The following is a 24,568-nucleotide window of genomic DNA, read 5'->3' on the forward strand; positions in this document are numbered from 1 at the left end:
GCAGGTCCCGCGGGCAGCAACATGGTGTTCACCGGGACGGCGGGGAGAAACTCCCCGACTCAGGCCAGAGCCGCAAGGACGATCCGGACCAGCGCGCAGCACACCGCACCGAACGCCACGCTTCCACGCCCGTGACCTGGGGGAAACCATGTCCCGCACCGCCCGCTTCGCCGCTGTCGCCGCCGTCCTCACCGCCCTGTGCACCGGTACGGTCACCACCGCCTCGGTGGCCGCCGCCGAGGACCGCACCGTCAGCGCCGCCGCCGACGGCAGCATCAACTGGGACACCGCCCCGGCATCCGTGGGCGACAGCATCAACTGGGACACCGCCCCGGCATCCGTGGACGACAGCATCAACTGGGACACGGCGCCCGCGTCCGCCGACGACAGCATCAACTGGGATTGACCGCGGTGCGCGTCGTACGGGCCTCGCTCTCGGGGCCACGTGCCGATCCGGACCCGGAGGGCGTGCTCGCGCTCGTCTCCGATCTGATCTGGGCCCACACGCCCGCCGCCCACGGACTCGAACACCTGCGGACCAGAGCCGCAGCCGACGGCGTGGACGTCTACCTCTTCCTGCGGGCCGCCTCCGAAGCCGCGGCCCTCACCCAGGCCCACGCCATCCTCGACGGCGCCCGCGCCCCGCTGGGTGCGCACGGCTACCGCCCCAGCGAGCCCCGCCGCGAACGTTCCCCAGGAGAACACAGTGACCGCCACCCTCCGTCAGGCCGCCCGTAAGAGCGCGGGAGCCGCCCTCTCGACCGCCCTCGGCGCCTGCCTGCTGACCGCCGCGGCCGTCGTCGCCGCCCCGGCCGCCGAGGCCGCGACCACGTGCGGCGGGACCGCCTCGATCTACGGCGTCCTGCCCGACGGCCGCCTGACCTTCAGCACCATCACCCCGGCCACCGGCGCGCTGAAGAAGGTGCGGGTCGGAGCGGACCTGGGGTTCGAGCCCCGGGCGATGGCCACCCTCGACTTCAACACCGTCCTGGTGACCTCGACGACGGGCGCGCTCTACCGCCTCGACGTCCTCACCAACAACGAGTCCCTCGTGCTGGAACGCCCGCCCGTCAAGATCTTCGACAGCGGCTGGACCCACGACAAGCTCACCTACGACGGACACGGCCACCTGTACGGCACGGCGGGCGGGGTCCTGCTCCAGTACCTGGTCTCCCAGCCCAAACCGACCGGCTCGGCGCACATCGGCCAGCGCAAGGAGATCGGCAGCGGCTTCGTCCTGAAGACCCTCACGGCCGCCGGGGACGACCGGCTGCTCGCCACCACGTCGGCCGGCGCGCTCTACTCCTACAAGATCAACGCCGATGGCACCTGGGACCGGGACGACCTCAAGCCGTCCGGCTGGTCCGGCTTCGACCAGGTCGTCTCACCCGGCGGCGGCCTCTACTACGGCCGGATCGAAACCACGGGCGCCCTGTACTGGTACAAGGACGCCGATCCGGCGGACGGCTTGGGAACCGACATCGCCTATCACAACGACACCCCCGTGAACACCGGCGGCTGGACGCAGCGGCTGCTCTCCGCCCAGCCGGGGACCTTCAGCTGCACCACCGCCGCGGACCCGCTCGACGGCCACGACATACCCGCCGTGAAGGCGGCCGGCCGCGACCTGATGAACCGGCACGACGGCGGCGCCTGGAACAGCACCACCCAGTGGAACTGCCTGGAGCAGCTCTGGGACAAGGAGAGCGGCTGGCGCTACTGGGCCGACAACCCGAACTCCACGGCGTACGGCATCCCCCAGGCCCTCCCCGGGTCGAAGATGGACGCCTTCGGCGACGACTGGCGCACCAACCCGGTCACGCAGATCAAGTGGGGCCTGTCCTACATCGACGGCCAGTACGGCACGCCCTGCGGCGCCTGGACCCACTTCGTGAACAACAACTGGTATTGAGCGGCCCCGAGCCGCGCCGCTCGCCCGCTCGCCAGTTCTGCCCTTCCCTCACCTCCCGGCCCGACGCGCGTACGTCAGGGCTGCCCGGAACCTGGAGACACCCATGTCCTCGTCGTCCCTCAAGCGCCGCCTCGCCGCCACCCTGGCCGTCTCTGCCACCACGCTCGGCATGATCACCCTCGCCTCGGCGCCCGCCCAGGCCGCCGCCATCTGCGGCGGCAACGTGTCGGTCTACGGCACCCTCCCCGACGGCCGCCTCACCTACACGGCGATAGCCCCCAACACCGGCGACCGCGTCAAGACCCTGGTCGGTGCGAACCTCGGCTTCACGCCCAAGGCGATGGCCGCCCTCAACTTCAACACCGTCCTGGTGACCTCGACGGCCGGCGAGCTGTACCGCGTCGACATTCAGACCAACGACAGCGCCCTGTCCCTGGCCGGTGTCACCAAGATCTGGGACAGCGGCTGGACCTTCGACAAGCTGACCTACGACGGCGCCGGCCACCTCTACGGCACGGTCGGCGGCGAGCTCCACCGCTACAACGTCTCCCAGGCCAAGCCCGCCGGGCCCGCCCACATCGCCAAGCACGCCGTGATCGACACCGGCTTCGTCCTGAAGACGCTCGCCGCCGCCGGCGACGACGTCCTCATCGCCACCACCGCCGACGGCCGCCTGCTGTCGTACCAGATCAACGGCGTCGGGGACTGGGAGAGTTCCGAGCTCAAGAGCTCCGGCTGGTCGGCGGTCGACAACCTCGTCTCGCCCGGCGGCGGCCTCTACTACGGCCGTACGAACGGCGGGATGTACTGGTACCACGACGCCGACCCCACCGACGGCAAGGGCGACGACATCGCCTACCACCCCGCCGACCCGGTCGACGCGAGCGGCTGGACCCAGAGCCTGCTCTCCGCCTTCGCCAACGACTGCACCTACCAGCCGCCGGCGCCCCCCACGCCCACCCCCTCCACCAGGGGCGGCCAGATCGCCCGCAGCGAGATCATGAGCCGCGCCGCGAACTGGCTGAGCCGCGACATCGCCTACAACCAGGGCGCGTACGCCTCCGACCCGGACGGCGACCACACCTACCGCACCGACTGCTCCGGCTTCGTCTCCATGGTCTGGCACGCCGGTACCAGCTACACGACCCAGAGCCTGCCGACCACCACCGCCACCATCTCCAAGTCCGACCTCCAGCCCGGTGACGCGCTGAACACCCTGGACGGGCACGTGGTGCTCTTCGAGAAGTGGGTCGACAAGGCCGCGGGCAAGTTCTCGTACATCCACGAGGCCAACACCAACGACGACATGATGCGCGGCCAGGACTACCTGAACGGCGGCAGCGACGGCCGCATCGCCGGCCACGCCGCCTCGGGCTACGTCGCCCTGCGCTACGACCACGTCGTCAACGGATAACCCTCGGCGCGAGCGAAGGCCGGACCCCCCGCACCGGGCGGTCCGGCCTTCACCCGTGGGCGGAGCCGCAGGTCACACCTGGTACTGGCCGACCGTCACGAAGTACCGCAGCTCCTCCGGGGTGCCGTTGTCCAGCAGCTTCCCGGCCGCCGCGCGCAGCGAGTCGCTGATGCCGGGACGGGCCAGGATCCGGGCGACGGCGACCCGGTCGTCCTCGGCCCGGGCGAGCCGCAGGCCGGTCGCGAGGAACGCCGCCCGGTCGGCCGCGGTGCCGTTCAGGACCTTCTGGGCCTCGCGCTTGACGGCCCTGCCGGAGGCCGGGTCGGCGAGGAGCCGGAGGATCGCCACGCGATTGTCGGTGTCCGAGTCCGCCTGCGCCGTCACGGAGGCGGCGGGCGCGGTGGCCGGACCGGCGGCGAAGGACGGGCTGGACAACAGCAGGGCCGGAGCCAGCGCCGCCGATGCGATGATGAGCGCGGCACGGGTCGTGTTCATGTTTCCCCCCAAGGTCGGAAGTCCCGCCGCCGTCGCCGGCGGCGGGAAGATCGATCCAACCTAACGGCCGCCCGCAGGTCACCGGTCGCTTTCCGGCCAGTGGCCCCGGACCCGGGAAGTGCCCTGGTCAGCGGCGCTCACCCGGCGAGGTCCTCCGGACGGCTCCTGATCATTTCGGCGATCCGTTCCGGGGCGACCGCGCGGGAGTACAGCCAGCCCTGGCCGGTGTCGCAGCCGACGCGGCGCAGGCGGGCCGCCTGGTCCGTGGTCTCCACGCACTCCGCGGTCACCGTCAGGCCCAGCCGGTGGGCGAGCTGGACCAGGGCCTCGACGATGGTCTCGTCGGCCGGGTTCGGGTGCGTGCCCTCCTCGTAGCGGAAGCCGCGCACGAAGGAACCGTCGAGCTTCAGCACCGAGACCGGCAGCCGGCTGAGGTAGGCGAGGTTCGAGTACCCCGTGCCGAAGTCGTCGATGGCGATCCGCACGCCCATGTCGCTCAGCGCCTGGAGGGCCTGCAGCGGCCGGCCCGCCGAGCCCATCACCGCCGACTCCGTCAGCTCCAGCTGGAGCAGCTGCGGCGCCAGACCCGTCTCGGCCAGGATCTCCGCGACGTCGCCGACCAGGTCGGAGTCCCACACCTGGCGCACGGCCACGTTGACGGACACGAAGACGGGTGCGTCGCTGGGCTGCTCGATCTGCCAGCGCCGGGCCTGCCGGCAGGCCGTCCGCAGGACCCACTGCCCCAACTGGACGATGGATCCGTCCTCTTCCGCAATTCCGATGAACCGATTCGGCGTGAGCGTGCCGAACTGCGGGTGGTTCCAGCGCACCAGCGCCTCGACGCCCCGCACCACCCCGCTCTCCAGGTCCACCAGCGGCTGGTACTCCAGCACGAACTCGTCCCGCTCCACCGCCGGCCGCAGCGTCGAGGACAGCGCCTGGCGGGTCATCCGGTGGGCGTTGCGCTCCGGGTCGAAGAGGGTCCAGCGGGCCTTGCCGTCCTCCTTGGCCCAGTACAGCGTGGTGTCCGCGGCCTGCATGAGGGCCGTCGCCGAGGTGCCGGCCGTCACCCGTTCCACCACGCCGATGGACGCCGACACCGACAGCCGTTGTCCGGCCAGGTCGAAGGGCTCCTGTACGGCGGCCAGCGCGGAGCGGGCCAGGTCCGCGAGCTGCTCGGTGCCGGTGGAGTCTTCCACGAGCAGGGCGAACTCGTCGCCGCCGAGCCGCGCGACCAGGTGGCCGCCCGTACGCCCGTACCCGGACTGGTCCGCGCACTGGGTGAGCCGGGCCGCGACGGCGGCCAGCAGCCGGTCGCCGACCCGGTGGCCCAGGGTGTCGTTGACCGCCTTGAACCCGTCGAGGTCGAGGTAGCACAGCCCGATCCGGCCGGTGCCGCCCCGCTCGTAGGGCGGGCTCTCCAGGGCGGCCGACAACCGCTCGAAGAACAGCGCCCGGTTGGGCAGCCGGGTGACCGGGTCGTGCATCTGGAGGTGCCGCAGCCGGGCCTGCAGGTCGCGCCGGTCGCTGATGTCCGTGACCGACAGCAGGACGTCACCGGTCCCGGGTACCGGCCCCAGCGTGATCTCGGTCCACAGCGAGTGGCCGTCGGGGTGTTTGAGCCGGCGGGTGCAGCGCAGCCGCGCCTGTCGGCCGCGCAGCACCTCGCGGTAGGCCTGCCAGGTGCGGGGATCGGCGGTCAGGTCCACCAGGTCGGCCGCGCGCTGCCCGCCGAGGGCGTGCGGCTCGGTGCCGAGCAGGGCGGCGAGGGCCGCGTTGGCGGCGACGACACAGCCGTCCCGGTCGACGACGGCCATCGCGAGGTGGGCCGCCTCGAAGGCGGCCCGGTAGTCCCGCCGTTCGGACGCGGACTCGGGCGCATTCGCATAGGCAGACGCGGGCGTGGACCGGTCGGCCCGGCTCCGGTCGCCCGCGATCACGTCCGCGGCGGACCGGTCCGCGGCGGGTCGCTCCGCCGTCGTCCGGGCCGCCGTCGTGCGGACCGCCGTGGCCCGGCCGCCGCCGCCCGAGGGCGCGGCCGCCGCCGCCGGAACGGCCGCGTGACGCTCCGTAGTGGCCGGGCGGATGCTGTCGGCCGCCGAACCGGTTCCTTCTGAGGTTCCGCTCACCGTTCGCTCCCGCAGTGCTCGTGGTGTCCGTGCAGGAAAGTGTGCCGATCATAGAGGCTGGCAGGAGCCCCCATCCAGCGGCGTCGCCGTGCGGAGGCCTCCGGTTCGCCGTGCTGACGGTTCGTCGGCCCTTCAGTGTCCGATCGTTCCTGAGCGGCTGTGAGCATGCGGAGTCCGTACCTGACCTCGGCTGATCACTCGTGACGTTCTGTAGGCGCAGGTGAATATGCGCGTCCCGGGGCACCGTCACCGGGATGCCGGATCCCTCACTCGTGTGGGGCACCGGAACAGGACATTAGTAAGACAATCGCCGCAAGGTGAGTGGGATGTTACGAAATCCACCACCGGAGGTCGATGTGCCGCGACAGCAGACACCCGGGGGAGTGGAGCGCGACCGCGTGCGCAGTGCCGCGGCCGCCCTCACGTCCCTGGCGGCCATCGCCGCGATCTCGCTCGTCGCGGGTCCGGCGGTGGCCGATCCCGGGTCCGGGCCGTGCGCGCTCACCCGCACGCGGGCGCACCACTCGCTGGGCCTGGACACCTGGAACGGCGCCTACCCCAAGCCGGAACGTTCCCTCAACGCCCTGATGGTCTTCCTGTCCTTCCCGGACTCCCAGCCGCTCACCACCCCCGAGCAGCTGACGGGCGATTACTTCCCCGCCACCAGCGACTTCTTCGAGCGGGCCTCCTACGGCCGCTTCCGGCTGGTGCCGCACCCGCAGAGCCACTGGATGCGCATGCCGAAGCCGTCCACCGCCTACGGGATACAGCGTGACTGGGCCCCCGACGCGCGGGCGGCCTACCTGCGCGACGCGGTGGCCACCGCCGACCCCGCGGTCGACTTCGCCCGGTACGACGTCGTGTACTTCATCGCCGACCCGGACGCGCCCGGGGTCGATTCCGATGCCACCAAGGTCGTCAACTTCGACCGGCCGCTGCGCGCCGACGGCACCGACCTGCGGCGGATCGTCACGGTCTTCGAGAAGCACCCCCCGGACCGCAACGTGCTGGCGCACGAGACCGGGCACGTCTTCGACCTGCCCGACCTCTACCACCGGCCCACCGACGGCAAGGGGGACTGGGACACCTACGTCGGCGACTGGGACGTGATGGGCAGCCAGTTCGGCATGTCCCCGGACCTCTTCGCCTGGCACAAGTGGAAGCTGGGCTGGCTCGGCCCGGACCAGGTCGACTGCGTCCGCGGCGGCACCACGCTGCACACCCTCCAGCCGCTCGCCCAGGCCCCGCAGCGCGGCGGTTCGGTCGGCACCCGGCTCGCGGTGGTCCGTACGGGCCCCGGCAGCGCGATCGCCGTCGAGGCCCGGGGCTCGGCGGGCAACGACCGGGACACCTGCACCGAGGGCGTCCTGGTCTACCGGGTGCGCAACGAGCCCGCGTCCGGCGGCGGCCCGATCGAGGTGCTGGACGGCCACCCGGACACCGACGCCTGCTGGGGCCGCTCGGTGTACCCGCCGCTGGCGGACGCGCCGCTGGAGGTCGGCGAGACGTTCACCGTGCCGGGCGAGCGGATCACCATCGAGGTCGCCGACCGCACCCAGTCCGGGGCGTACACGGTGAAGATCACCAGCTAGGGCGTGTTTTAAAAGTAGCGCCGGGCGCCCAGAGGGCGCGGGCCTGCGGCGAGGTGCGGTGCCAGGCGTCGCAGGCCAGGCGGGACTTTTAAAACACGCCCTAGCGGACGGGCCCGGGCGGCGGCCGCGGTCCGCGCACACGAAGAAGGCCCCCACTCGCGTGGGGGCCTTCTTCCGTCTGTGCGCCGCCAGGGACTCGAACCCCGGACCCGCTGATTAAGAGTCAGCTGCTCTAACCAACTGAGCTAGCGGCGCGTGCTGACGTCGTAGACATTAGCATCCGGATCCGCCGAAGGAAAAATCGATACCCGCAGGTCCGGTGCGAGGGCGGGGGCGGGAGGGGTGGTGGGGGCGGCCGCGCCGCGGGCGGCCCGGACGCAGGCCCACAGCAGCGCCTCCGGTCCCGGCAGCCACGGCAGCCGGGTGTCCGGCGCCACCAGCCAGCGCGAGTGGCCGGGCGCGGCGCCGGGGGCGGGCGTCAGGGCCGGCACGGTCACGGCGTCGCCCCGGCCGTGGCAGAGCGGGGCCGGCAGCGGGCCCGCGGTGGCGCCGTGGGCCTCGCCCCACTCCTCCCAGTCCAGCAGGGCGGGCAGCCGCTGGGCGGTGCCGGGGGTCGCGAACAGCAGCATGCGGCCGCGGTGCACGGCCACCGGGCCCGAGCCCGGCCCCTCGGCCCACAGCAGGTCCAGCATCCGGCGCCCGAAGACCACGGGGACGCTGACCACGTCGAAGGCGGTCCCGCACGGCAGCACCGCGGGGGCGGTGGGCCGGTCCCGCCACAGCGTGAGGGTGCTGTGCGGGTAGGGCGCGGCGGAGGTGAGCCACGCGGCGCCCTGCGGGGTGACGTGGGTGGCGGGTCCGTGGGGGGCGGGGCAGCCGGTAGCCGTCGTCATCGTGGTCATGGGGAAGGTCTACCGGCCGTAGTGCGGTGCTTCCGCGGAGTTACGGAAATCCCGGACAGCGGGGGGTGGGCTGGGGTATCTTGCGCTGCGCATATGCCAGAACGGGTGTACGGGTGGGGGTGGGGGTGCGCGGCACCCTGACCCTCAGCGGTCCTCCGCGCCGCCCCGCAGCAGACCCTCGCCGAAGTCGATCATCTTCTCGGCGTAGTCCTCGGACCACTGGGCGCGCTCGCCGATCGCCGCCGCCGTGAGCCGGTCGAACCGGCGCGGGTCCGCCAGCTGGGCGGCCGCCATGGCCTGGTACTCCACCGCGCGGTCCTGCGCCGCCCGGAAGGCGAGCGCGAGTTCGGTGGCGCGGGCCAGCAGCTCGCGCGGGTCCTCGATGGATTCGAGATCGAAGAAGTGCTCCGGGTCCGTGGCCGCTTCCGAGGGCTCGAAGAGCAGCGGCGCGGGCCGCAGCCTCCGCTCGGTGCGCTCGGGCTCTGCCATGCGTGTCCTCCTGCTTCGCGGACGAATTCCTTCCGGGCCAGCGTCCATTGTCCAGCGCCGCGCAAGCCCGCCCCAAGGGGCCCGGCCCCCTGGAACGCGCGTACGAACCCCGGTGCGCCCGCGGCGCCCTCCCCCCTACGGCCGCCAGGCCACCCGGTGTTCCGCGAGGTGGGCGAGGACCGAGTGGTTGGCTTCCCATCCGTCCGGGAACTTCATGGTCACGCCCAGCTGGACCGGTTCCGTCGAGGGGTGGTCGTCCAGGAGGGTCGCTATGCCCGCGCGGGCCACGACCACGCAGGCGTGCCGGTGGCGGGATGCCAGGACGCACAGGCGGCCCGTCTCCAGGTGGAACGCCGTCGCGTCCGGGCGGCCGGACAGGGGGTGCAGGACCACCGTGAGGTCGTACTCGCGCCCCTGGAGCCGGTTCGCGGTGTCGACCGTGACGCCCGTGACGCCCAGCCCGGTCAGGGCGGCGCGGATCGCCGCGGCCTGGTCGCGGTGGGCCGTGCCGACCGCGATCCGGTCCGCGGTCAGCGGGGCGGGGCCGCCGTGCTCGTCGGAGGTCACCGCACCGCGGTCCAGCGCCCGCCGGACCACCAGGGCCACCGCGCCCACCGCCTCCGGGTCGGTGCGCGGCGTGTGCCGGGCGGGCAGCTCCAGCAGGCCCCACCCCGCCTCGGCCGCCTCGTCGAGCACCCGGTCGGGGCCGGACCCGTCCGAGGGCACCCCGTACGCGAGCCGCCGCTCGCCCGGGCCCGTACCGCTGCGGAACCGGGCGTACGGGTAGAAGGCGCGCGAGACCAGCGGCGCGGCCGACGCCGGGAGTCGCCAGGACACCGGCAGCCGGTGTTGCGGCAGCTGCGGATTGTGGGCCAGCAGGGTGGAGACCGCCGAGGCGGACGGGTCATAGGACAGCCCGGCCCACTGCTCGGCGCCGACCACGCTGAACGGGTCCAGCTGACCGGGATCGCCCACGAACAGCGCCCGTTCGAACAGCCCCGCCACGGCGAGCAGCGCGTCGGAGCGCATCTGGTACGCCTCGTCCACGATCGCGTGCTCCCACGGCTCCACGCCCTGCGTGTGCGCCCACTTCGCCGCCGTGGAGATGACGACCGGGAGTTCGGCCAGGTCACCCGCCTTCGCGGCCAGGGTGACCGACGGCAGCTCCAGCAGCGCCGGATCGTAGGCGTCGCCCTCACTGCTGTGCAGCCGCCCCACCCGCAGCTCCGGGTCCTTCTCGGCCAGCCGCAGCACCAGGTCGTCCACCTGCGCGTTCGTCTGCGCCACGATCATCATCCGGCGCCCGGCGGCGGCCAGCTCCCGGGCGGCCCGCACCACCAGCGTGGACTTCCCGGCCCCGGGCGGGGAGTCGACGACCACGCCCCGCTCGGTGCCGTGCAGCGTGTCGCGCAGGATCGCCTCGGTGGCCCGCGCGGCGGCGGCTCCCGGGTCGGATCCGGAGTCGGGCGCGGGCCGGTTCTCGGTCACAGGATGTCCTCGTCGGTCACGGCGTCGGGCCGCGGCGTGCTCGCGGGGCCCGCGGATCCTGGCGGTCCGCCGTGCGTCCACGGCGTGTTCTCCGGGTCGGGCAGCTTCGGCCCGCCCCGCGCGTCGTGCTCGAAGAGCGTCCAGCAGACCCGGTCGCCCTTGCCCGGCACCGAGCCCGCGTCCGGCTCCCGGCCGCGGCCCATCTTGTCCAGCAGCCGCAGGACCAGCAGACCGTCCTCCCTGGGACCGGCGTAGCCCACGAACTCGGCCGACTGCGGCCGACCGTCCAGCGCGCGGTACACCTTCACCCGGCCGCCGTCCTCGGGCAGCTGCGGCCGGTCCTCCGTCGCCACCGTCACCAGGGGGCGGGGGCTGGGCCGCTTGGACTCGGTCCACTCCATGACCACCTCGGTGACCTCGCCCGCGAAGGCCTCGCCCGCGAGCCGCCGCCCCGCCATCACCAGCGGGTCGTCCAGCGCCTCCTGGGCGTCGAGGCGGACCTGCTCGGTCTCCCGGGTGGCCAGCTTCTGCGCCGCCGTCACCGCGTCGTCCCGGCGCGGCTGCGGCGGTTCGCCCGCCCGGACCCGGTCCCGGTGCCCGGTGTACGACCAGCGGTCGCGGGTCCAGCGCTGGTCGACGTACGCCCCCTCCGGCAGCGCGCGCAGCAGGTCCAGGGCCCGCCACACCGCGTCCCAGGTCGGCCGCAGCTGCGTCCGGACCAGCCGGCGCACCTCGCCCGTGGCGCGCTCCACCGCCTCCTCGCTGCGCGGGTCGGCGCCGCGGGCCGCGTCGAAGCGGGACATCGCGGGGGCCAGCAGCCGGTTGTCGAAGGCCGGGTCGGTGGCGGGCCCCGCCGGGGGGACGAGCAGCTGCCCGTCCCGGTCGCGGCCCAGCTCGGCGCGCAGCGCCGCCTCGGCGCCGCTCGCGCCCTGCGGCGGGTCCAGCCAGGCCAGCAGCGCGCCCAGGTGCTGGTCCTCCAGCTGGGACTGGCCGCTCGCCCAGTGCCGGGCCAGCAGTTCCGTCGCGGACAGCAGCATCGAGGAACCGGGCACCCGGGCGCGCTCGCCGAGGTGCGTGAACCAGCGGCCCAGCAGCGGCACCCGCGGCGGCGCCGGGTGCGGCGCGTCCGGATCCTCCTCCGCCGTCCGGCGGAACCGCATCGACCGCCCCAGCAGCCGCACGTACTCCACGCCGGCCCGGCTCGGCACGATCAGCTGCGGCGCGTCCGCGCACAGCTCGGTGGCCACCTTGACCTTCTTGCCGCTCTCCGGGTCGGTCTCGGTCCGCTCGGCGGGCTCCACCACGTCCGCGTAGCCGTCGAGATAGGGCAGCACCTCGTCCGCCAGCGCGGCCAGGAACGCCCAGCGCAGGTCCCGGTCGCGCGGCTGCGTGACGACCAGCAGCCGCGGCTCGGCCCGGTCCGTGCCCACCAGCGCGCCCAGCGGCGCCCCCGCCTCACCGGCGGTGGTCAGCGGGACGAAGACCAGCGGACGCGCGCCCAGGTGCCGGTGGCGGACGGTGGCCAGCGGCTGCGCGCGCCCCGCGCGGACCGCCTCCAGCCGGGCCAGGGTGCTCAGCAGGGGCATCCGAGGGCCTCCGGAAGGGGGTCCGTGGGGAGGGCGGCGGATTCCAGGGCCTCGGCGCGCAGCCGGGCCGCCCGGTGCAGGGCCGCGGCGGTCGGGTCGTCCTGGTCGCCCGCCCCGGCGGCGGCCGCCAGGGCCGCGCCGACCGTGGTCAGTGCGCCCAGCTCACCCCGCACGGAGCGGCCGAGCGAGGTCACGGCGTCGGCGGTGCGGGAGCGCTCGCGGCAGTGGAAGGCCAGCTCGCAGGAGGCCAGGCACTCCGGGGCGTAGGCGGCCTCGACGGCCTCGACCGCCTCGGTCAGTTCCCCGGCGGGCCGGGACGGGTCGAAGCTCAGCCCCTCGGGCAGGGCCGCGGCCAGTTCCTCGACCCGGGTGAGCCGGGCCAGCTGGCGTGCGGTCACCGAGCACTGCTTGCGGATGTCGAGGACGGCCGCGGTGGGCAGGTTGGAGAAGTCCTTGGGGCAGACGAGCAGGGCGCGGTGTCCGACGGCCGCGCCCTCCACGACGGCGGCGATCCGCTCCAGGGCCAGGACGTAGACGGCGGACTGGCGGGCGGCGGCGCCCGCCTTCGCCGCGTCGGCCGTCCCGTCGATCATGGGGAAGGACTTGATCTCGACGACGGTCCAGCGGCCGTCCGGATGCACCACGACGGCGTCGGGTTCCAGATAGGCGGGGGACCCGGCGACCTCCAGCGCGAGCATCGGGTGGTCGAGCAGGGTCCAGGCGGCCGCCGCCGTGGCCTCGCGCAGGGCCAGCGCGGTCCGGGCGGCGCGGCCCTCGGGACCGGCGGCGGTCAGGTCGGGGACGCGGGCGCGCCCGGCCGGACCCGGCTCCGCCGCATCGGCCCCGGCGCCGAGGTGCTCGTACACCAGGCGCAGCAGCTCGGCGCCGCCGTCGCCCTTGACCTTGGCCTCGAAGGAATTGCCGCGGATCATCGCGAACTGCGACTGCCCGAAGGCGGCCGGCGAGCCGAGCGCCGAGGCGAGGGCGGTCTTGTCCACCCCGGCACCGTCCAGCAGGGCCCGTCTGCCGCAGCCGGGGTTGGCGGCCAGGGCCGCCAGCGCCCGGGCGTCGAGCGGGCGGGGCGGCACGGCGGGGCCGCGCAGATCAGCGAGCCGCTGCCGGAGCGTCGTCGTCTGCGGAAGGCCGCTGGGCGGGAAGGAGCTCACCCGCGGAAGTCTCCCATCCGCCACCGACAATCGGGGACGCACGGCGGAAACCGGCGCCGGGGACCGCCTCCGCGGGGGCCGGGGCGGCGGGCGTGGCGGCCGCGCGGCGCGCGGCGAGCCGGTCCAGTCCCCGCGCGATCAGCAGCCCGACGCCCATGACGCCCGCCCCGGCGACCGCGTCCAGGAAGTAGTGGTTGGCGGTGCCCATCACCACGACGGTGGTCAGCAGCGGATACGCCGCGCCCGCCGCCCGCAGCAGCGGGTGGCGCCCGTACCGCCACAGCAGCAGCCCGCACCACAGCGCCCAGCCGACGTGCAGGCTCGGCATCGCCGCGTACTGGTTGGTGAAGGAGCCGAGCCCGCGCGGCGCGCTGGCCTCCGCGCCCCACCAGCCGTACGCGCTGTACTGGGCCATGGTGTCGTTGAACCCGTGGGCCAGGTGGAGCAGGCGCGGCGGGCAGGTGGGCATCAGGGCGAAACCGACGAGCCCGAGCAGGGTCGAGGAGACCAGCCAGGTCCGGGCGGTGCGGTACGCCCCGGGGCGCCGGTGGTAGATCCAGACCAGCACGGCGGGGGTGATCAGGTAGTGCAGCGAGGCGTAGACGAAGTCGGCGGGTACGCCGAGCCAGGCGTGGGCGGTGAAGAGCCGGTTCAGCGGGCTCTCGAAGTCCAGGGACAGGCCCCGCTCGAACCGGAGGATCGCGAGGCCGTGGTCGACGGCGAGCTGCACGTCGCCCCGGGCCAGGAGCCGGCCGCCCGAATAGGCGCCGTAGACGAGGCCCAGGAGCAGCAGTTCGGCCCACCATCGAGTGGGCCGTCGCCAATTAGTCATACGGTGTAAGACGCGGATGAGCGCCCGGAGGTTGCCCGGGCTGCGCGTGGTGGATGATGAGCTGAAGACAGAACCATATGATCCACGGCAAGCATGGCAATGCCCCGTGAACTCTGATGGACCGGGAGAAAAAGACATGGCCCCCCGCATCCTGCTGGCCCGGCACGGACAGACGGCGTGGTCGCTGTCCGGCAAGCACACGGGACGTACGGACATCCCGCTGCTGGACGAGGGGAAGCGGGGCGCGAAGCTGCTCGGCGAGCGCCTGGGCCGCGACCCCTGGGCGGGCCTGCCGGGCATCGAGGTGCGCACCAGCCCGCTGATCCGGGCCAGCGAGACCTGCGACATCGCCGGCTTCGGCCTCCAGGCGACGCCCTGGGACCTGCTCATGGAGTGGGACTACGGCGACTACGAGGGCATGACCCCGGCCGAGATCCACGCGATCCAGCCCGGCTGGCTCATCTGGCGCGACGGCGCGCGCGGCGGCGAATCGCTCGCCGACGTCTCCGCGCGCGCCGACGAGGTCGTGACCTGGGCCCGCTCCTCCGAGCGCGACGTGCTGGTCTTCGCCCACGGCCACATCCTGCGCGCCCTCGCCGCCCGCTGGCTCGGCCTGGACATCTCCTTCGGCGCCCGGATCAAGCTGGACCCGACCTCGCTGTCGGTCCTCGGCTGGGCCTACGGCTCCCCGGCGCTGGAACGCTGGAACGACACCGGGCACCTGGACACGTAGCCCCCGGGCGGCGGGGCCGCTCGTCAGGCCGAGGCGTGCCGGGCCAGGAAGTCGCCGACGCGCGGCGAGCGCTGGTGCGGGACCAGCGTGCGGGCCGTGCCCGCCAGGATCGACTGCACCCGCGTCGACTGCACCTCGGCCAGCAGGTCCAGGACCCGGTGGCCCGCCCAGGCCGCCTCGTCGGGGGCGCCCGCGCGGGCCAGGTCGTCGGCCAGCTCCGAGGTGTAGAGGGCGACGTTGCGGGCGAAGTGCGGGTCCTGGAGGTCGGCGGCCCGCCGGGCGTGCCGGGCGGCGCGGGAGTACTCGCCCAGCGCCGCCCAGCAGCGGGCCTCCAGGAACTCCAGCTCCGCCTCCCCGAAGAAGGACATCCACTCCGGGTCGGCGGCGGCCGGGCCGCGCGAGAAGTGCGTGTGCGCCCGGGTCAGCGCGTCCTCGCAGGACCGCCGGTCCGCCATCCCGGCCCAGCCGCCCGCCTCGCGCAGGGCCAGCAGGGCCAGCAGCCGCGCGGAGCCGAGGCCGCGGGCCGCCCGGGCGCCGGCCTGGGCCGCCCGTACGGACTCGCGGGGCCGCCCGCGGTCCCCGGCCAGGAAGGCCGCGTTGCTGAAGGCGTGCGCCTCCAGGGCCGCGTCACCGGAGACCCGGGCGGTGGCGAGGGCTTCCGCGTAGTGCGAGCGCGCGTCCTCGAACCGGCCCGAGTCGTGCGCCAGCCAGCCCACCGAGATGGCCAGTTCGCCCGCGCCCGCCTGCAGCCGGTCCTCGGTGGACTGGCGGGTGGCCCCGGCGTCCAGCAACGCGTAGGCGGCGCGCAGCGGTTGGGCCGCCTTGCGGTACAGGGCGTCCGCGCCGTGCCGGTCGTCCAGCAGGCGGATCTGGCGTACGGCGTCCTCGACCGCCGCGGCCTCGGCCGCGCCGGCCCGGGCGGGGGTGCGGCGGTTGTCGCCGAGCAGGGCGAGGTTCAGCGTCGCGGCTGCCGCCACGGTCGCGGAGCCGCCCGCCATGAATGCGCGACGCAGCACGTCGCTCTCCTTGGAGGAATGCGTGGAGCCTGGGAACAGGGACAGGGGTGGGGAGGGGACCCGCGGGGTGGGGACCCGGTGCGCGGACCGGCCGCGGACCGCCTCGCGCGGGGAGAAACCGAGATCGAGGAGCGTGTGCCCGGGGAACATGTGCAGAAACACGCGCTCGTAGGCGTAGTTGGGACAGCGGATCTCCCCCGACTCGACCCGTCCGATGTAACGGGCGTCGCAGGAAACCGTTTCTCCGATCTCTTTCGCCGCCCGGCGCACCAACCCCGCGAACTCGGCGGGGGAGCGCTGCCCGCGGAACCGTCGGAACGCCGTGTTGGGTGAGTGGGGGTACGCCGCCATGGACGTGGCCTCTCTGGCGAGGAACGCTGCCGGCGATCTGGAGTTCCGGCGCGCATGAACGTACCGCCGACGAAGGCGGGTTCACACGGTGTTTGCCTACAAAACGGATATCTCACCCGCGATCCGCCATGAACTGCCATCCTTTGCGGCGTCCTGTCGCCGCACCCGTTGACGACCCCGTGCGTTGAACCATGCGGACCGGGAGGCGACTCCCGGCCGGCGCGCGCATCGAGGAGGGGTTCCCTTTGTTGGAGGCCGGCATGGAGAGCACTGCGACATACACCCTGCCCGAGCCGGGCACGGCCGCGGCGGGCGCTCCCGCCCCGGACCTGGTGACCGTGCCGACCCGCCAGGGGCTGGAGGCGGTGGACATCATCCGCCGCGCCGCGGCCCGGGACAGCGGAGTGGGCCCGGTGCTGCACGACGGGTCCGGCGACACCCTCGGATTCCTGGTACCGCCCGGCACGGCCGACGCCTGGGACATGCCGGGCAGCGCGTGTACGCAGACCAACGGCCGGGGCATCCGGCTGTTCGGCGAATCCCCCGCGGCGGGCGGCACCGGCTGGCTGCTGCCCCCGGACTCCACCGGTCCGGTCACCGACCCGGTGGTGCTGCGCGCCGCCCTCGGCGAGGCCGCCCGGCTGATCGAGGCCGCCGACAACTGCCGCTGACCACCGGGACGGGCTCGTGAGCTGGGACGACGTCATAATGACGGCATGGCTAAGGGCAGGCAGCGCGGCGAACGGGGCGGCAGCGGGAGCGCGAGCGGCGGCGGCGGTGGCGGGCGGTCCGCGGCCACCGGCCCGCTCACCGGGCCCGTCGACGGCGGCACGGCGGAGCTGGCGCCGGACCGCGAGCGCACCCGCGCCTGGACCCTGCTGATCGACGGCGCCCCGCAGTCCCACGTGGACCTCGACGACCCGCGGTACCTGGACTTCTCCTACCAGCGCCGGATCGGGCACCTCATCGACCTGGCCGCCCCCGCCCGCCGGCCCCTCAACGTGCTGCACCTGGGCGGCGGGGCCTTCACCCTGGCCCGCTACACCGCCGCCACCCGCCCCCGCTCCGCCCAGCAGGTCGTGGAGATCGACGCGGGGCTGGTGGCCTTCGTACGGACCCACCTGCCGCTGGACCCGCAGGCGCGGGTCCGGGTCCGGGCCACCGACGCACGGGCCGGGCTCGGGAAGCTCCCGGACGGCTGGGCGGACCTCGTGATCGCCGACGTCTTCAGCGGCGCGCGCACCCCCGCTCACCTGACCAGCGCCGAGTTCCTGGACGACGTACGCCGAGTGCTGAACCCCACCGGGTGGTACGTCGCCAACCTCGCGGACGGGCCGCCGCTCGCCCACCTGCGCGGCCAGATCGCCACCGCCGCCTCCCGGTTCGGGCAGCTGGCGATGGCCGCCGATCCGGTGGTGTGGCGGGGGAAACGGTTCGGCAACGCGGTGCTCGTGGCCGCCGACCAAGAGCTGCCGGTGGCCGAGTTCACCCGCCGGGTGGCGAGCGACCCGCATCCCGGACGGGTCGAATACGGCCGCGAACTGGCCGCCTTCGCGGGCGGCGCCGCGCCGGTCGCCGACGCGACCGCGGTGGCCTCGCCGGTACCGCCGCCGTCCGTCTTCCGCTGAGGGGCCCCGCCTACGCGGTCCCGGACGGCGCGCTGCGGCTCAGCGCCCGGCGCAGCAGGCGCACCCGCAGCGACCAGCGGGCCGGGCGCGGCAGGTGGCCGGTCGCCGCGCGCTGGAGGTTGTCGAAGAGGTCCTGGAGCAGGGCCTCGTGCAGCCAGCGGATCATCAGCGGCCACAGCAGGCGCATCCGCCCCTCCAGCCGCCCCCGCGCCACGTGGGAGATCCGGCAGCGCTCCGGCCCCTGGGGGATCACCACGAACTCGTGGTGGCCGTCGAGGCCGCGCCCGGGGGCGAAGGCGAACCGTATGCGCCTGCCCGGTTCGTACGCGACCACCGCGTAAGCGATCCGCCCGTGCCCGCCGCGCGAGCCGACGGCCGGGCCGGCGTCGAGGACCAGTGGAGGCCAGGCCGGTGCGGGCCAGATCCGGTCGTCCGGGGTGCCCAGCCGGTCGAGGAGTGCGCCGACCTCGGTGGCGGGGGCGTCGATGGTGCGTTCCTGCACGTTCTGCACGTCGTCTCCCTGCATGCCCTGCGCGGGTGTCCATACGGAGGCGTATGGACTGACCGTACGGTAGCGTATGGACGTGGAACGAAGCAGACGACGGCTCACGGCGGACGACTGGGCGGCGGCGGCGCTCGACGCGATCGGCGAGCGCGGGCTCGCGGCGGTGGCCGTCGAGCCGCTCGCGGCGCGCCTCGGCACGACCAAGGGCAGCTTCTACTGGCACTTCACCCACCGCGACGCGCTCATCGAGGCGGCCCTCGCGCTCTGGGAACGCCGCTTCACCGAGGCGACCATCGCGGACCTCGCCGCCGAGCCCGACCCGCGGGCCCGGCTGCGCATCCTGTTCACCCGGGTGACCACCGGCCTCGGGCGCGGCGCCGCGGCGGCCAACCTGCTCGCGGCGGCCGACCACGAGCTGGTGGCGCCCGTGGTGCGCCGGGTGGTGCGCCGCCGGCTCGACTACATCACCGGGCTGTTCGAGGAGATCGGCTTCCCGCCGGAGACCGCCGCGCGGCGCGCGGCGCTCGGCTACACCGCGTACGTCGGGCAGGACGAACTGGAGACCAGACTGCCGGGGGTGCTCCCGCTCGGCGGCGCCGAGGAGGGCCGGGTGGCCGCGCACGTCGACGCGGTGCTCGAACTGCTCCTGCACGGGGCCCCGGAGCGGTCCTGACCGAGCCGCCCGCCCGGGTCAGCGGTCGACGAGCTCGACCAGCGGCGGGTGGCCGTTCCAGGTGCAGAAGACGGACGCCGTGCGGTCGTCGCGGGTGAAGTCCACCCGGATCCACTCGGTCTGCTTCCACACCTGCATCCGCCAGCCCGCCTCCGGGGTTGCGGAGACCAGCTGGCCCGCGGCGCCGCCGACGTCGAGGACGACCCGGCCGCCCTGGACCGCGTAGCTCCTGACGCTCCCGGCGGCCTCGTCCGAAGGACGGCCCTGCGGCTGCTCCGGGGGCGCGGCAGAGGTCGTTCGGGGTGCCGGGGACGGTGACGGCGGGGGCGTGGACGCGGCGGCCGACGGGCCGGGGGAGGGCGTGGCCGACGGCGAGGGGGAGGGTGTGAGGGCGTCGCCGGTCGAGGAGGACCGGGGCAGCGCGGTCAGCGGCACGGCGCGCGGAGGATCGTAGACCGTACCGGACATGACGGTGTGGACGCCCCACCAGGAGAGCGTCACCGCAGCTCCGGTCGACAGCGTCCAGGCCAGTGCGTGGACCAGTCCTCGTTGCATCAGGGGACATCCTGCACCACCCGTCCGAGTGGCGGTCCGGGGCCTGCGGTACCACCCGAATGGCGTACGGTGCCGCTCATGGCAAGTGTGCTCGTGGTCGAGGACGACCAGTTCGTACGTTCCGCCCTCATCCGGCACCTCACCGAGGCCTCCCACACCGTGCGCAGCGTCGGGACCGCCCTGGAAGCCCTGCGCGAGGTCGCGCACCACTCCTTCGACGTGGTCGTCCTGGACCTCGGGCTGCCCGACCTGGACGGGTCGGAGGCGCTGAAGATGCTGCGCGGGATCACCGACGTACCGGTCATCATCGCGACCGCGCGCGACGACGAGGCGGAGATCGTCCGGCTGCTCAACGACGGCGCCGACGACTACCTCGTCAAGCCGTTCTCCGTCGAGCACCTGTCCGCCCGGATGGCCGCCGTCCTGCGCCGGGCGCGCGCGGCCGCGGGCGGCGAACCGCCCTCGCGGGTGCTGCGGGTGGGCGGGCTGGCGATCGACCCGCTACGGCGCCAGGCCGAGCTGGACGGGACCGCACTGGACCTGACCCGGCGCGAGTTCGACCTGCTGGCCTTCCTGGCCGGGCGGCCCGGGGTGGTCGTGGCGCGGCGGGAGCTGCTGGCCGAGGTGTGGCAGCAGGCGTACGGCGACGACCAGACGATCGACGTCCACCTGTCCTGGCTGCGCCGCAAGCTCGGCGAGACGGCGGCCAGCCCGCGCTACCTGCACACGCTGCGGGGTGTGGGCGTCAAGCTGGAACCGCCGTTGTGACCGGTGCGCGAGGCGGACCGGGCGGGCGCGGCGGTCCGCGATGAGGTGGGCGCTCGTCAAGGTGTGCCTCGCCGTGACCACCATGGTGGTCGCCGCCTTCGCGATCCCGCTCGGGCTGGTCGTCCGCGAGATGGCCGGCGACCGGGCGTTCTCCAACGCCGAACGGCAGGCGGCCACCATCGGCCCCACCCTCTCCATCACCACCGACCCGCTCCAACTGCGCAAGGCCGTCGAGTCCACGCAGGCGGGCGCCGCCCACCGGATGGCCGTGCACGTGCCGCCGGTGGGCGGCGGCCCGGCCGTCGACATCGGCGGACCCGGGGAGGACGGCGCGGGCTGGGCGGGGGCCCGGGCGGTCGCCGAGACCCGCTCCTACGGACGCGCGATGACCACCTCGGTCCCGGGCGGGGGATCGGCGCTGCTCCAGCCCACCGCCCTCGGCTCCGGCGACATCGCGGTGATCGAGATCCACGTGCCCGAGCGCGAGGTCAGCAACGGTGTCACCACCGCTTGGCTGGTCCTCGCGGGAGTCGGACTCGCCCTGGTCGTGGGCTCGGTGGCGGTCGCGGACCGGCTCGGCGCGCGCCTGGTGCGCCCCGCCGAACGGCTCGCCGACGCCGCCCACCGGCTGGGCGAGGGGAAGCTGGGGGCCCGGGTGCCCGAAGAGGGGCCGAAGGAACTCCGGTCGGCGGCCGTCGCGTTCAACTCCATGGCGGACCAGGTCGTGGAACTCCTCGCCGGCGAACGGGAGCTGGCCGCCGACCTCTCGCACCGGCTGCGGACGCCGCTGACGGTGCTGCGGCTCAACGCGGCCTCGCTCGGGGAGGGTCCGGCGGCCGAGCAGACCCGCGCCGCCGTCGAGCAGCTGGAGCGCGAGGTGGACACGATCATCCGCACCGCGCGCGAGCAGCGGCCCGCCGCCGCCCAGGGGTTCTCCGGCGGCGGGTGCGACGCCTCGGAGGTGATCCGGGAGCGGATGGACTTCTGGTCGGCGCTGGCGGAGGACGAGGGCCGCGAGGTGCGGCTGGCGGGCGTGGACGGGGTCGTACGGATCCCCGTGGCCCGGCCGGAGTTGTCGGCCGCGCTGGACGCGATGCTCGGCAACGTCTTCCGGCACACCCCCGAGGGCACCCCCTTCGCGGTGGACGTGCACGACGCCGGGGACGCGGTGATCGTGCTGGTCTCGGACGCGGGGCCGGGGATCGCCGACCCGGACGCGGCGCTGCGGCGCGGGAACGACGGGGGCCGGGACGGGTCCACGGGGCTCGGCCTGGACATCGTGCGCCGGGTCGCGGAATCGACCGGCGGGGACGTACGGCTGGGGCGCTCGGTGCTCGGGGGGACCGAGGTACGGGTGTGGCTCGCGCTGGACGGGCGGACCCGCGGCAGGCCGGACGGCGCGCGCGGGCGCCGGGGGCGGCGCAAGCGGGGCCGCTGAGCGGCCGGCGGCGGGGCGGGCGAGGGCCGGCGGCTGAGGGGCGGCGAAGGCGGCTCAAGGGGGGGAAGCGCAGGCGGGCGGGGGGCGCGCCTCGTGAGGGGCGCGCGGCCCGGTCGGTACGGTCCGGCGCATGGACACCCTTCTCTTCGGCGGGCTCCTCGCCACGCTGGTCACGATGTGCCGGGACTCCTCCCGCAGGCTCGTGCTCGCGGCCTGGTGGGTCGCACTGGTCGCCGTGATCCTGCTGATGGCGCACCACGTCACCGGCGGCCTCGCCCTGACCCTGAGCTACTGACCGCCGTGGCCGCGATGCGCAGCATCATGCCCGAGGCCCCGCTGGCCGGCGGGCTGCTGGGACGGGTCCAGTACTGGTTCGCCTGCGTCTTCGCCATCGGCTGGACGGGGGTCGTCTGCGGGGGCCTGTTCTTCCAGTTCGTGCTGTGGGAGTACCCCTGCCCGCTCTGCGTGGTGCAGCGGATGTTCATGCTGCTGGCCGCGATGGGGGCGGCGTCCATCATCCGTACGGGGATCGGTACGGGGGCGGTGACCGGGCGGGACTACATGACGGGCTGGGGGCTGGCCCTGGTCGCGGTGACCGCCGGGTCCTTCGCCTCCTGGCGCCAGACGATGCTGCACGTCCTGCCGGGGGACAAGGGGTTCGGGAGCGAGGTCTTCGGCTTGCACCTGTACGTGTGGGCGTGGGTGCTCTTCCAGGCCTCGGTGGTCGCGATCGGCGTCGTACTGGCCTTCGCGCACGCGACGGCGGACCGGGCGGTGCCGGAGGACGGGCCGTACCGGGCGGTCGGGGTGTTCGCGCTGTGGTTCCTCGGCGTGGTGATCGCGGTGAACCTGGTGGCCGTCTTCTTCGAGGAGGGGTTCCACTGGTTCCTCCCGGACGACCCGACGAGGTACCGGCTGCCGTACGACCTCGGCATCCTCGGCTGAGGCCCGGCGCGCCCCGGCCGTGCCCGCCCCTGACGGGTGCGGCCGCGTTGCCGGGTGCGGAGGGCGCGCCGAGGGTGGGCGTGACGGAAGGAGTCAGCATGAGAGTCATGCTCCGCGCCCACTTCGACACGGCCGCCGCCAATGAGGGCATCCAGAACGGCACCATGAGCGAGATGGTGGGCAGGCTGATGGAGACCCTGAAGCCCGAGTCCGCCTACTTCGGCCTGTCCGAGGGGGTCCGGTCCTGCTGGATCGTCTTCGACATGCAGGACAGCGCCCAGCTGCCGCCGCTGGCCGAGGACCTGTTCGTGCAGGTCAACGCCGAGATCGAGATCTTCCCCGTGATGAATCAGGACGACCTCGCCAAGGGGCTGCGGGCGCTCGACCGCACCGCCGGCTGAAGGGCCGCCCGGCGCCGCTCAGGGGGCGGGTTCGTCCGCCGCGCCCGAGGCAAGGCGCCGGGCCTGGGCGCGGCCGACCTCGGCGGCGCGGTGCAGGTAGTCGGCGATGACGGCCAGTTCCGTGTCCGAATAGCCGGCCAGGACCTCGCCGAAGGCGCGGCCCGGGGCGTCCCAGGCCGCGCCGATGCGTGCCCGGGCCTCGGGGGCGAGGGCGACCAGGGAGCGGCGGCGGTCGTGGGGGTCGGCCCGGCGCTCGACGATGCCCGCCTTGACCATCCGGTCCACGAGGCGCGTGGCCGAGCCGGAGGTCAGGCCGGTGAGGCGGGCGATGTCGCCGGTGCTGACGGGGCCGGGCTCGATGTCGAGGAGCGCGATGCACTGCAGGTCGGTGGGGTGCAGACCGACGTGATCGGCCAGGGCCTGGCTGAAGAGGGAGTAGTCGGCGTAGTGCCGCTGGCTCTCGGTGACGACGCGCGCGAGCAGTTCGGCGCGGGTCCACGGCTGCGAGTCACCGGGCTGGGAACCACCCGAAGGAAGTGAATCTGTTGACATCGGCTTCTCCATGCTCCAGATTTATCTGTGTGACGCAGAGGGTGTGTCACACAGAATCTGCGCCACGTCTTCATCTTAACCGAGCGCACCACCGACGTGAAAGGAACCACCCGCCATGACGATCCTCGTCACCGGAGGCCGCGGAGCCATCGCCCGGGGCCTCGCCGCGCTCCTCGCCGAGCGCGACGTCCCCTTCCGGCTCGCCTCCCGCGAGCCCGGAGCGGCGGGAGGCTCCGCGCCGCCCGGCGCGGTCCACTGCGACCTGACCGACCCCACGACCTTCCCCGCCGCGCTCGACGGCATCCGCTCCGTCTTCCTCTACGCCGCCGCCGAGGGCATAGACGACTTCCTGGCCGAAGCCGTCCGCGCCGGGGTGGAGCACATCGTGCTCCTGTCCTCCTCCAGCGTGCTGGCTCCCGACGCCCGCGAGAGCGCCCTGGCCGCCTCCCACCTCGCCGTGGAGGAGGCCCTCCTGGCCGCCCCCGTCCGGTCCACCCTGCTGCGCCCCGGCTCCTTCGCGAGCAACGCGCGGAGCTGGTCCTGGCCCATCCGCTCCGGCGAGCCGGTGCTCCTTCCCTACCCGCACGCGCACAGCGACCCGCTCCACGAGGCGGACCTCGTCGAGGCGGCCTTCGCCGTCCTCGCCGATCCGGGTCCGGACGGCCGGGCCCACCTCCTCACCGGGCCCCGGTCGCTGACTTTCGCGGAGCAGCTGGAGATCCTCGCCGAGGTGCTGGGCCGGCCCGTCCGCTTCGAGACGCTCAGTCCGCAGGCGTGGAAGGAATCCGTCGCGCAGTATGTACCGGGCCCCTACGCCGACTCGCTGCTGGCCTACTGGGCCGCGGGGGACGGGAGGCCGGTGGAAATAACCGGCGACCTCCCGCGCCTCACCGGGCACCCGGCCCGCTCCTTCGCCGACTGGGCCGAGGATCACGCCGCCGAGTTCGCGGGCGCGTGAGCGCCCCGCGGACCGCGCGGCCTACCGCACCGGGGAAACG

Annotated in this window: 27 protein-coding genes and 1 tRNA gene; 15 read left to right on the forward strand and 13 right to left on the reverse strand. The window is 74.2% G+C overall.

Translation table 11 applies throughout. The features are described 5' to 3' along the window. Window positions 1-148: 148 nt before the first annotated feature. The 4 genes from ABZY31_RS04155 to ABZY31_RS04170 all read left to right on the forward strand — a co-directional run bounded on the left by ABZY31_RS04155 (window position 149) and on the right by ABZY31_RS04170 (window position 3,326). On the forward strand, window positions 149-406 hold the full coding sequence (locus ABZY31_RS04155) for a hypothetical protein (protein ID WP_356404587.1): 258 nt from the start codon (window positions 149-151) through the stop codon (window positions 404-406). Continuing rightward, on the forward strand, window positions 403-738 hold the full coding sequence (locus tag ABZY31_RS04160; RefSeq protein ID WP_356404589.1) for a hypothetical protein: 336 nt from the start codon (window positions 403-405) through the stop codon (window positions 736-738). Before ABZY31_RS04155 ends, ABZY31_RS04160 begins: the two co-directional genes overlap by 4 nt. Continuing rightward, complete coding sequence (locus tag ABZY31_RS04165) at window positions 707-1,912, forward strand: peptidase S1 and S6 (protein WP_356404591.1); 1,206 nt, start codon at window positions 707-709, stop codon at window positions 1,910-1,912. The genes ABZY31_RS04160 and ABZY31_RS04165 overlap by 32 nt, the downstream gene beginning before the upstream one ends. A 103-nt stretch (window positions 1,913-2,015) precedes the next feature. Continuing rightward, complete coding sequence (locus tag ABZY31_RS04170; RefSeq protein ID WP_356404593.1) at window positions 2,016-3,326, forward strand: tachylectin-related carbohydrate-binding protein; 1,311 nt, start codon at window positions 2,016-2,018, stop codon at window positions 3,324-3,326. Window positions 3,327-3,398: 72 nt separating this feature from the next. On the opposite strand, the gene ABZY31_RS04175 is transcribed toward ABZY31_RS04170, so the two are convergent. Beyond that, window positions 3,399-3,821, reverse strand: coding sequence for an ALF repeat-containing protein (locus tag ABZY31_RS04175; RefSeq protein WP_356404594.1), 423 nt, complete (start codon window positions 3,819-3,821; stop codon window positions 3,399-3,401). Window positions 3,822-3,958: 137 nt separating this feature from the next. Beyond that, complete coding sequence (locus ABZY31_RS04180; protein ID WP_356404596.1) at window positions 3,959-5,950, reverse strand: EAL domain-containing protein; 1,992 nt, start codon at window positions 5,948-5,950, stop codon at window positions 3,959-3,961. Between the two features lie 356 nt (window positions 5,951-6,306). Between ABZY31_RS04180 and ABZY31_RS04185 the strand changes: the two genes are divergently transcribed. Beyond that, on the forward strand, window positions 6,307-7,542 hold the full coding sequence (locus ABZY31_RS04185; protein ID WP_356404598.1) for a M6 family metalloprotease domain-containing protein: 1,236 nt from the start codon (window positions 6,307-6,309) through the stop codon (window positions 7,540-7,542). A 181-nt stretch (window positions 7,543-7,723) separates the two neighbouring features. Here ABZY31_RS04185 and ABZY31_RS04190 read toward each other — a convergent pair. From ABZY31_RS04190 to ABZY31_RS04220, 7 genes are all read right to left on the reverse strand, one after another. Beyond that, a tRNA-Lys gene (locus ABZY31_RS04190) sits at window positions 7,724-7,797 on the reverse strand. After that, a complete protein-coding gene (locus ABZY31_RS04195) occupies window positions 7,788-8,444 on the reverse strand; it encodes a hypothetical protein (protein ID WP_356404600.1) in 657 nt (218 codons plus the stop codon). The genes ABZY31_RS04190 and ABZY31_RS04195 overlap by 10 nt, the downstream gene beginning before the upstream one ends. 144 nt (window positions 8,445-8,588) lie before the next feature. Further along, window positions 8,589-8,933 (reverse strand): hypothetical protein, encoded by a 345-nt coding sequence (locus tag ABZY31_RS04200; RefSeq protein ID WP_356404601.1) that lies wholly within the window; start codon window positions 8,931-8,933, stop codon window positions 8,589-8,591. Between the two features lie 135 nt (window positions 8,934-9,068). Next, the gene (locus ABZY31_RS04205) at window positions 9,069-10,421 is read right to left on the reverse strand and encodes an AAA domain-containing protein (protein WP_356404603.1); all 1,353 of its coding nucleotides are present in this window, start codon (window positions 10,419-10,421) and stop codon (window positions 9,069-9,071) included. Continuing rightward, window positions 10,418-12,007 carry a hypothetical protein gene (locus ABZY31_RS04210; RefSeq protein ID WP_356404605.1) on the reverse strand — a complete coding sequence of 530 codons (1,590 nt, stop codon included), beginning with the start codon at window positions 12,005-12,007 and terminating at the stop codon, window positions 10,418-10,420. The genes ABZY31_RS04205 and ABZY31_RS04210 overlap by 4 nt, the downstream gene beginning before the upstream one ends. Beyond that, window positions 11,995-13,173, reverse strand: coding sequence for a hypothetical protein (locus ABZY31_RS04215; protein WP_356404607.1), 1,179 nt, complete (start codon window positions 13,171-13,173; stop codon window positions 11,995-11,997). The genes ABZY31_RS04210 and ABZY31_RS04215 overlap by 13 nt, the downstream gene beginning before the upstream one ends. Next, window positions 13,112-14,005, reverse strand: a complete 894-nt coding sequence (locus ABZY31_RS04220; protein ID WP_356404609.1) for a phosphatase PAP2 family protein — start codon at window positions 14,003-14,005, stop codon at window positions 13,112-13,114. The genes ABZY31_RS04215 and ABZY31_RS04220 overlap by 62 nt, the downstream gene beginning before the upstream one ends. A gap of 136 nt (window positions 14,006-14,141) precedes the next feature. Here ABZY31_RS04220 and ABZY31_RS04225 point away from each other — a divergent pair, with 136 nt between their 5' ends. Then, a complete protein-coding gene (locus ABZY31_RS04225) occupies window positions 14,142-14,738 on the forward strand; it encodes a histidine phosphatase family protein (protein WP_356404611.1) in 597 nt (198 codons plus the stop codon). A gap of 23 nt (window positions 14,739-14,761) precedes the next feature. Here the strand turns inward: ABZY31_RS04225 and ABZY31_RS04230 are convergent, their stop codons facing one another. Continuing rightward, window positions 14,762-16,105, reverse strand: a complete 1,344-nt coding sequence (locus ABZY31_RS04230) for a tetratricopeptide repeat protein (RefSeq protein WP_356404612.1) — start codon at window positions 16,103-16,105, stop codon at window positions 14,762-14,764. Between the two features lie 260 nt (window positions 16,106-16,365). Here ABZY31_RS04230 and ABZY31_RS04235 point away from each other — a divergent pair, with 260 nt between their 5' ends. Together ABZY31_RS04235 and ABZY31_RS04240 are read left to right on the forward strand one after the other, a co-directional pair. Then, a complete protein-coding gene (locus ABZY31_RS04235) occupies window positions 16,366-16,776 on the forward strand; it encodes a hypothetical protein (protein ID WP_356404614.1) in 411 nt (136 codons plus the stop codon). Window positions 16,777-16,821: 45 nt separating this feature from the next. Next, window positions 16,822-17,733 (forward strand): fused MFS/spermidine synthase, encoded by a 912-nt coding sequence (locus ABZY31_RS04240; protein WP_356404616.1) that lies wholly within the window; start codon window positions 16,822-16,824, stop codon window positions 17,731-17,733. 10 nt (window positions 17,734-17,743) lie between these two features. Here ABZY31_RS04240 and ABZY31_RS04245 read toward each other — a convergent pair whose 3' ends face one another. Then, complete coding sequence (locus ABZY31_RS04245; protein ID WP_356404618.1) at window positions 17,744-18,244, reverse strand: SRPBCC family protein; 501 nt, start codon at window positions 18,242-18,244, stop codon at window positions 17,744-17,746. A gap of 73 nt (window positions 18,245-18,317) precedes the next feature. Between ABZY31_RS04245 and ABZY31_RS04250 the strand changes: the two genes are divergently transcribed. After that, window positions 18,318-18,911 carry a helix-turn-helix domain-containing protein gene (locus ABZY31_RS04250; RefSeq protein WP_356404620.1) on the forward strand — a complete coding sequence of 198 codons (594 nt, stop codon included), beginning with the start codon at window positions 18,318-18,320 and terminating at the stop codon, window positions 18,909-18,911. Window positions 18,912-18,929: 18 nt separating this feature from the next. Here ABZY31_RS04250 and ABZY31_RS04255 read toward each other — a convergent pair whose 3' ends face one another. Next, window positions 18,930-19,466, reverse strand: coding sequence for a hypothetical protein (locus ABZY31_RS04255; RefSeq protein ID WP_356404622.1), 537 nt, complete (start codon window positions 19,464-19,466; stop codon window positions 18,930-18,932). Between the two features lie 78 nt (window positions 19,467-19,544). On the opposite strand from ABZY31_RS04255, the gene ABZY31_RS04260 reads away from it, so the two are divergent. From ABZY31_RS04260 to ABZY31_RS04280, 5 genes are all read left to right on the forward strand, one after another. Continuing rightward, window positions 19,545-20,234, forward strand: a complete 690-nt coding sequence (locus tag ABZY31_RS04260) for a response regulator transcription factor (protein ID WP_356404624.1) — start codon at window positions 19,545-19,547, stop codon at window positions 20,232-20,234. A gap of 40 nt (window positions 20,235-20,274) precedes the next feature. Beyond that, window positions 20,275-21,672, forward strand: coding sequence for a HAMP domain-containing sensor histidine kinase (locus ABZY31_RS04265; protein WP_356404626.1), 1,398 nt, complete (start codon window positions 20,275-20,277; stop codon window positions 21,670-21,672). A 130-nt stretch (window positions 21,673-21,802) separates the two neighbouring features. Next, window positions 21,803-21,967, forward strand: coding sequence for a DUF5993 family protein (locus tag ABZY31_RS04270; protein ID WP_356404628.1), 165 nt, complete (start codon window positions 21,803-21,805; stop codon window positions 21,965-21,967). A gap of 14 nt (window positions 21,968-21,981) precedes the next feature. After that, window positions 21,982-22,617 carry a disulfide bond formation protein B gene (locus ABZY31_RS04275; protein WP_356404630.1) on the forward strand — a complete coding sequence of 212 codons (636 nt, stop codon included), beginning with the start codon at window positions 21,982-21,984 and terminating at the stop codon, window positions 22,615-22,617. A 98-nt stretch (window positions 22,618-22,715) separates the two neighbouring features. Beyond that, window positions 22,716-23,018 carry a hypothetical protein gene (locus ABZY31_RS04280; protein WP_356404632.1) on the forward strand — a complete coding sequence of 101 codons (303 nt, stop codon included), beginning with the start codon at window positions 22,716-22,718 and terminating at the stop codon, window positions 23,016-23,018. An 18-nt stretch (window positions 23,019-23,036) separates the two neighbouring features. Here ABZY31_RS04280 and ABZY31_RS04285 read toward each other — a convergent pair whose 3' ends face one another. Next, window positions 23,037-23,570 (reverse strand): MarR family transcriptional regulator, encoded by a 534-nt coding sequence (locus ABZY31_RS04285; protein ID WP_356404634.1) that lies wholly within the window; start codon window positions 23,568-23,570, stop codon window positions 23,037-23,039. Between the two features lie 115 nt (window positions 23,571-23,685). Between ABZY31_RS04285 and ABZY31_RS04290 the strand changes: the two genes are divergently transcribed. Continuing rightward, window positions 23,686-24,528 carry an NAD(P)H-binding protein gene (locus ABZY31_RS04290; protein WP_356404636.1) on the forward strand — a complete coding sequence of 281 codons (843 nt, stop codon included), beginning with the start codon at window positions 23,686-23,688 and terminating at the stop codon, window positions 24,526-24,528. The last annotated feature ends 40 nt before the right edge of the window (window positions 24,529-24,568 follow it).

Source organism: Streptomyces sp. NPDC006529 (assembly GCF_040611795.1).
GTDB lineage: Bacteria > Actinomycetota > Actinomycetes > Streptomycetales > Streptomycetaceae > Streptomyces.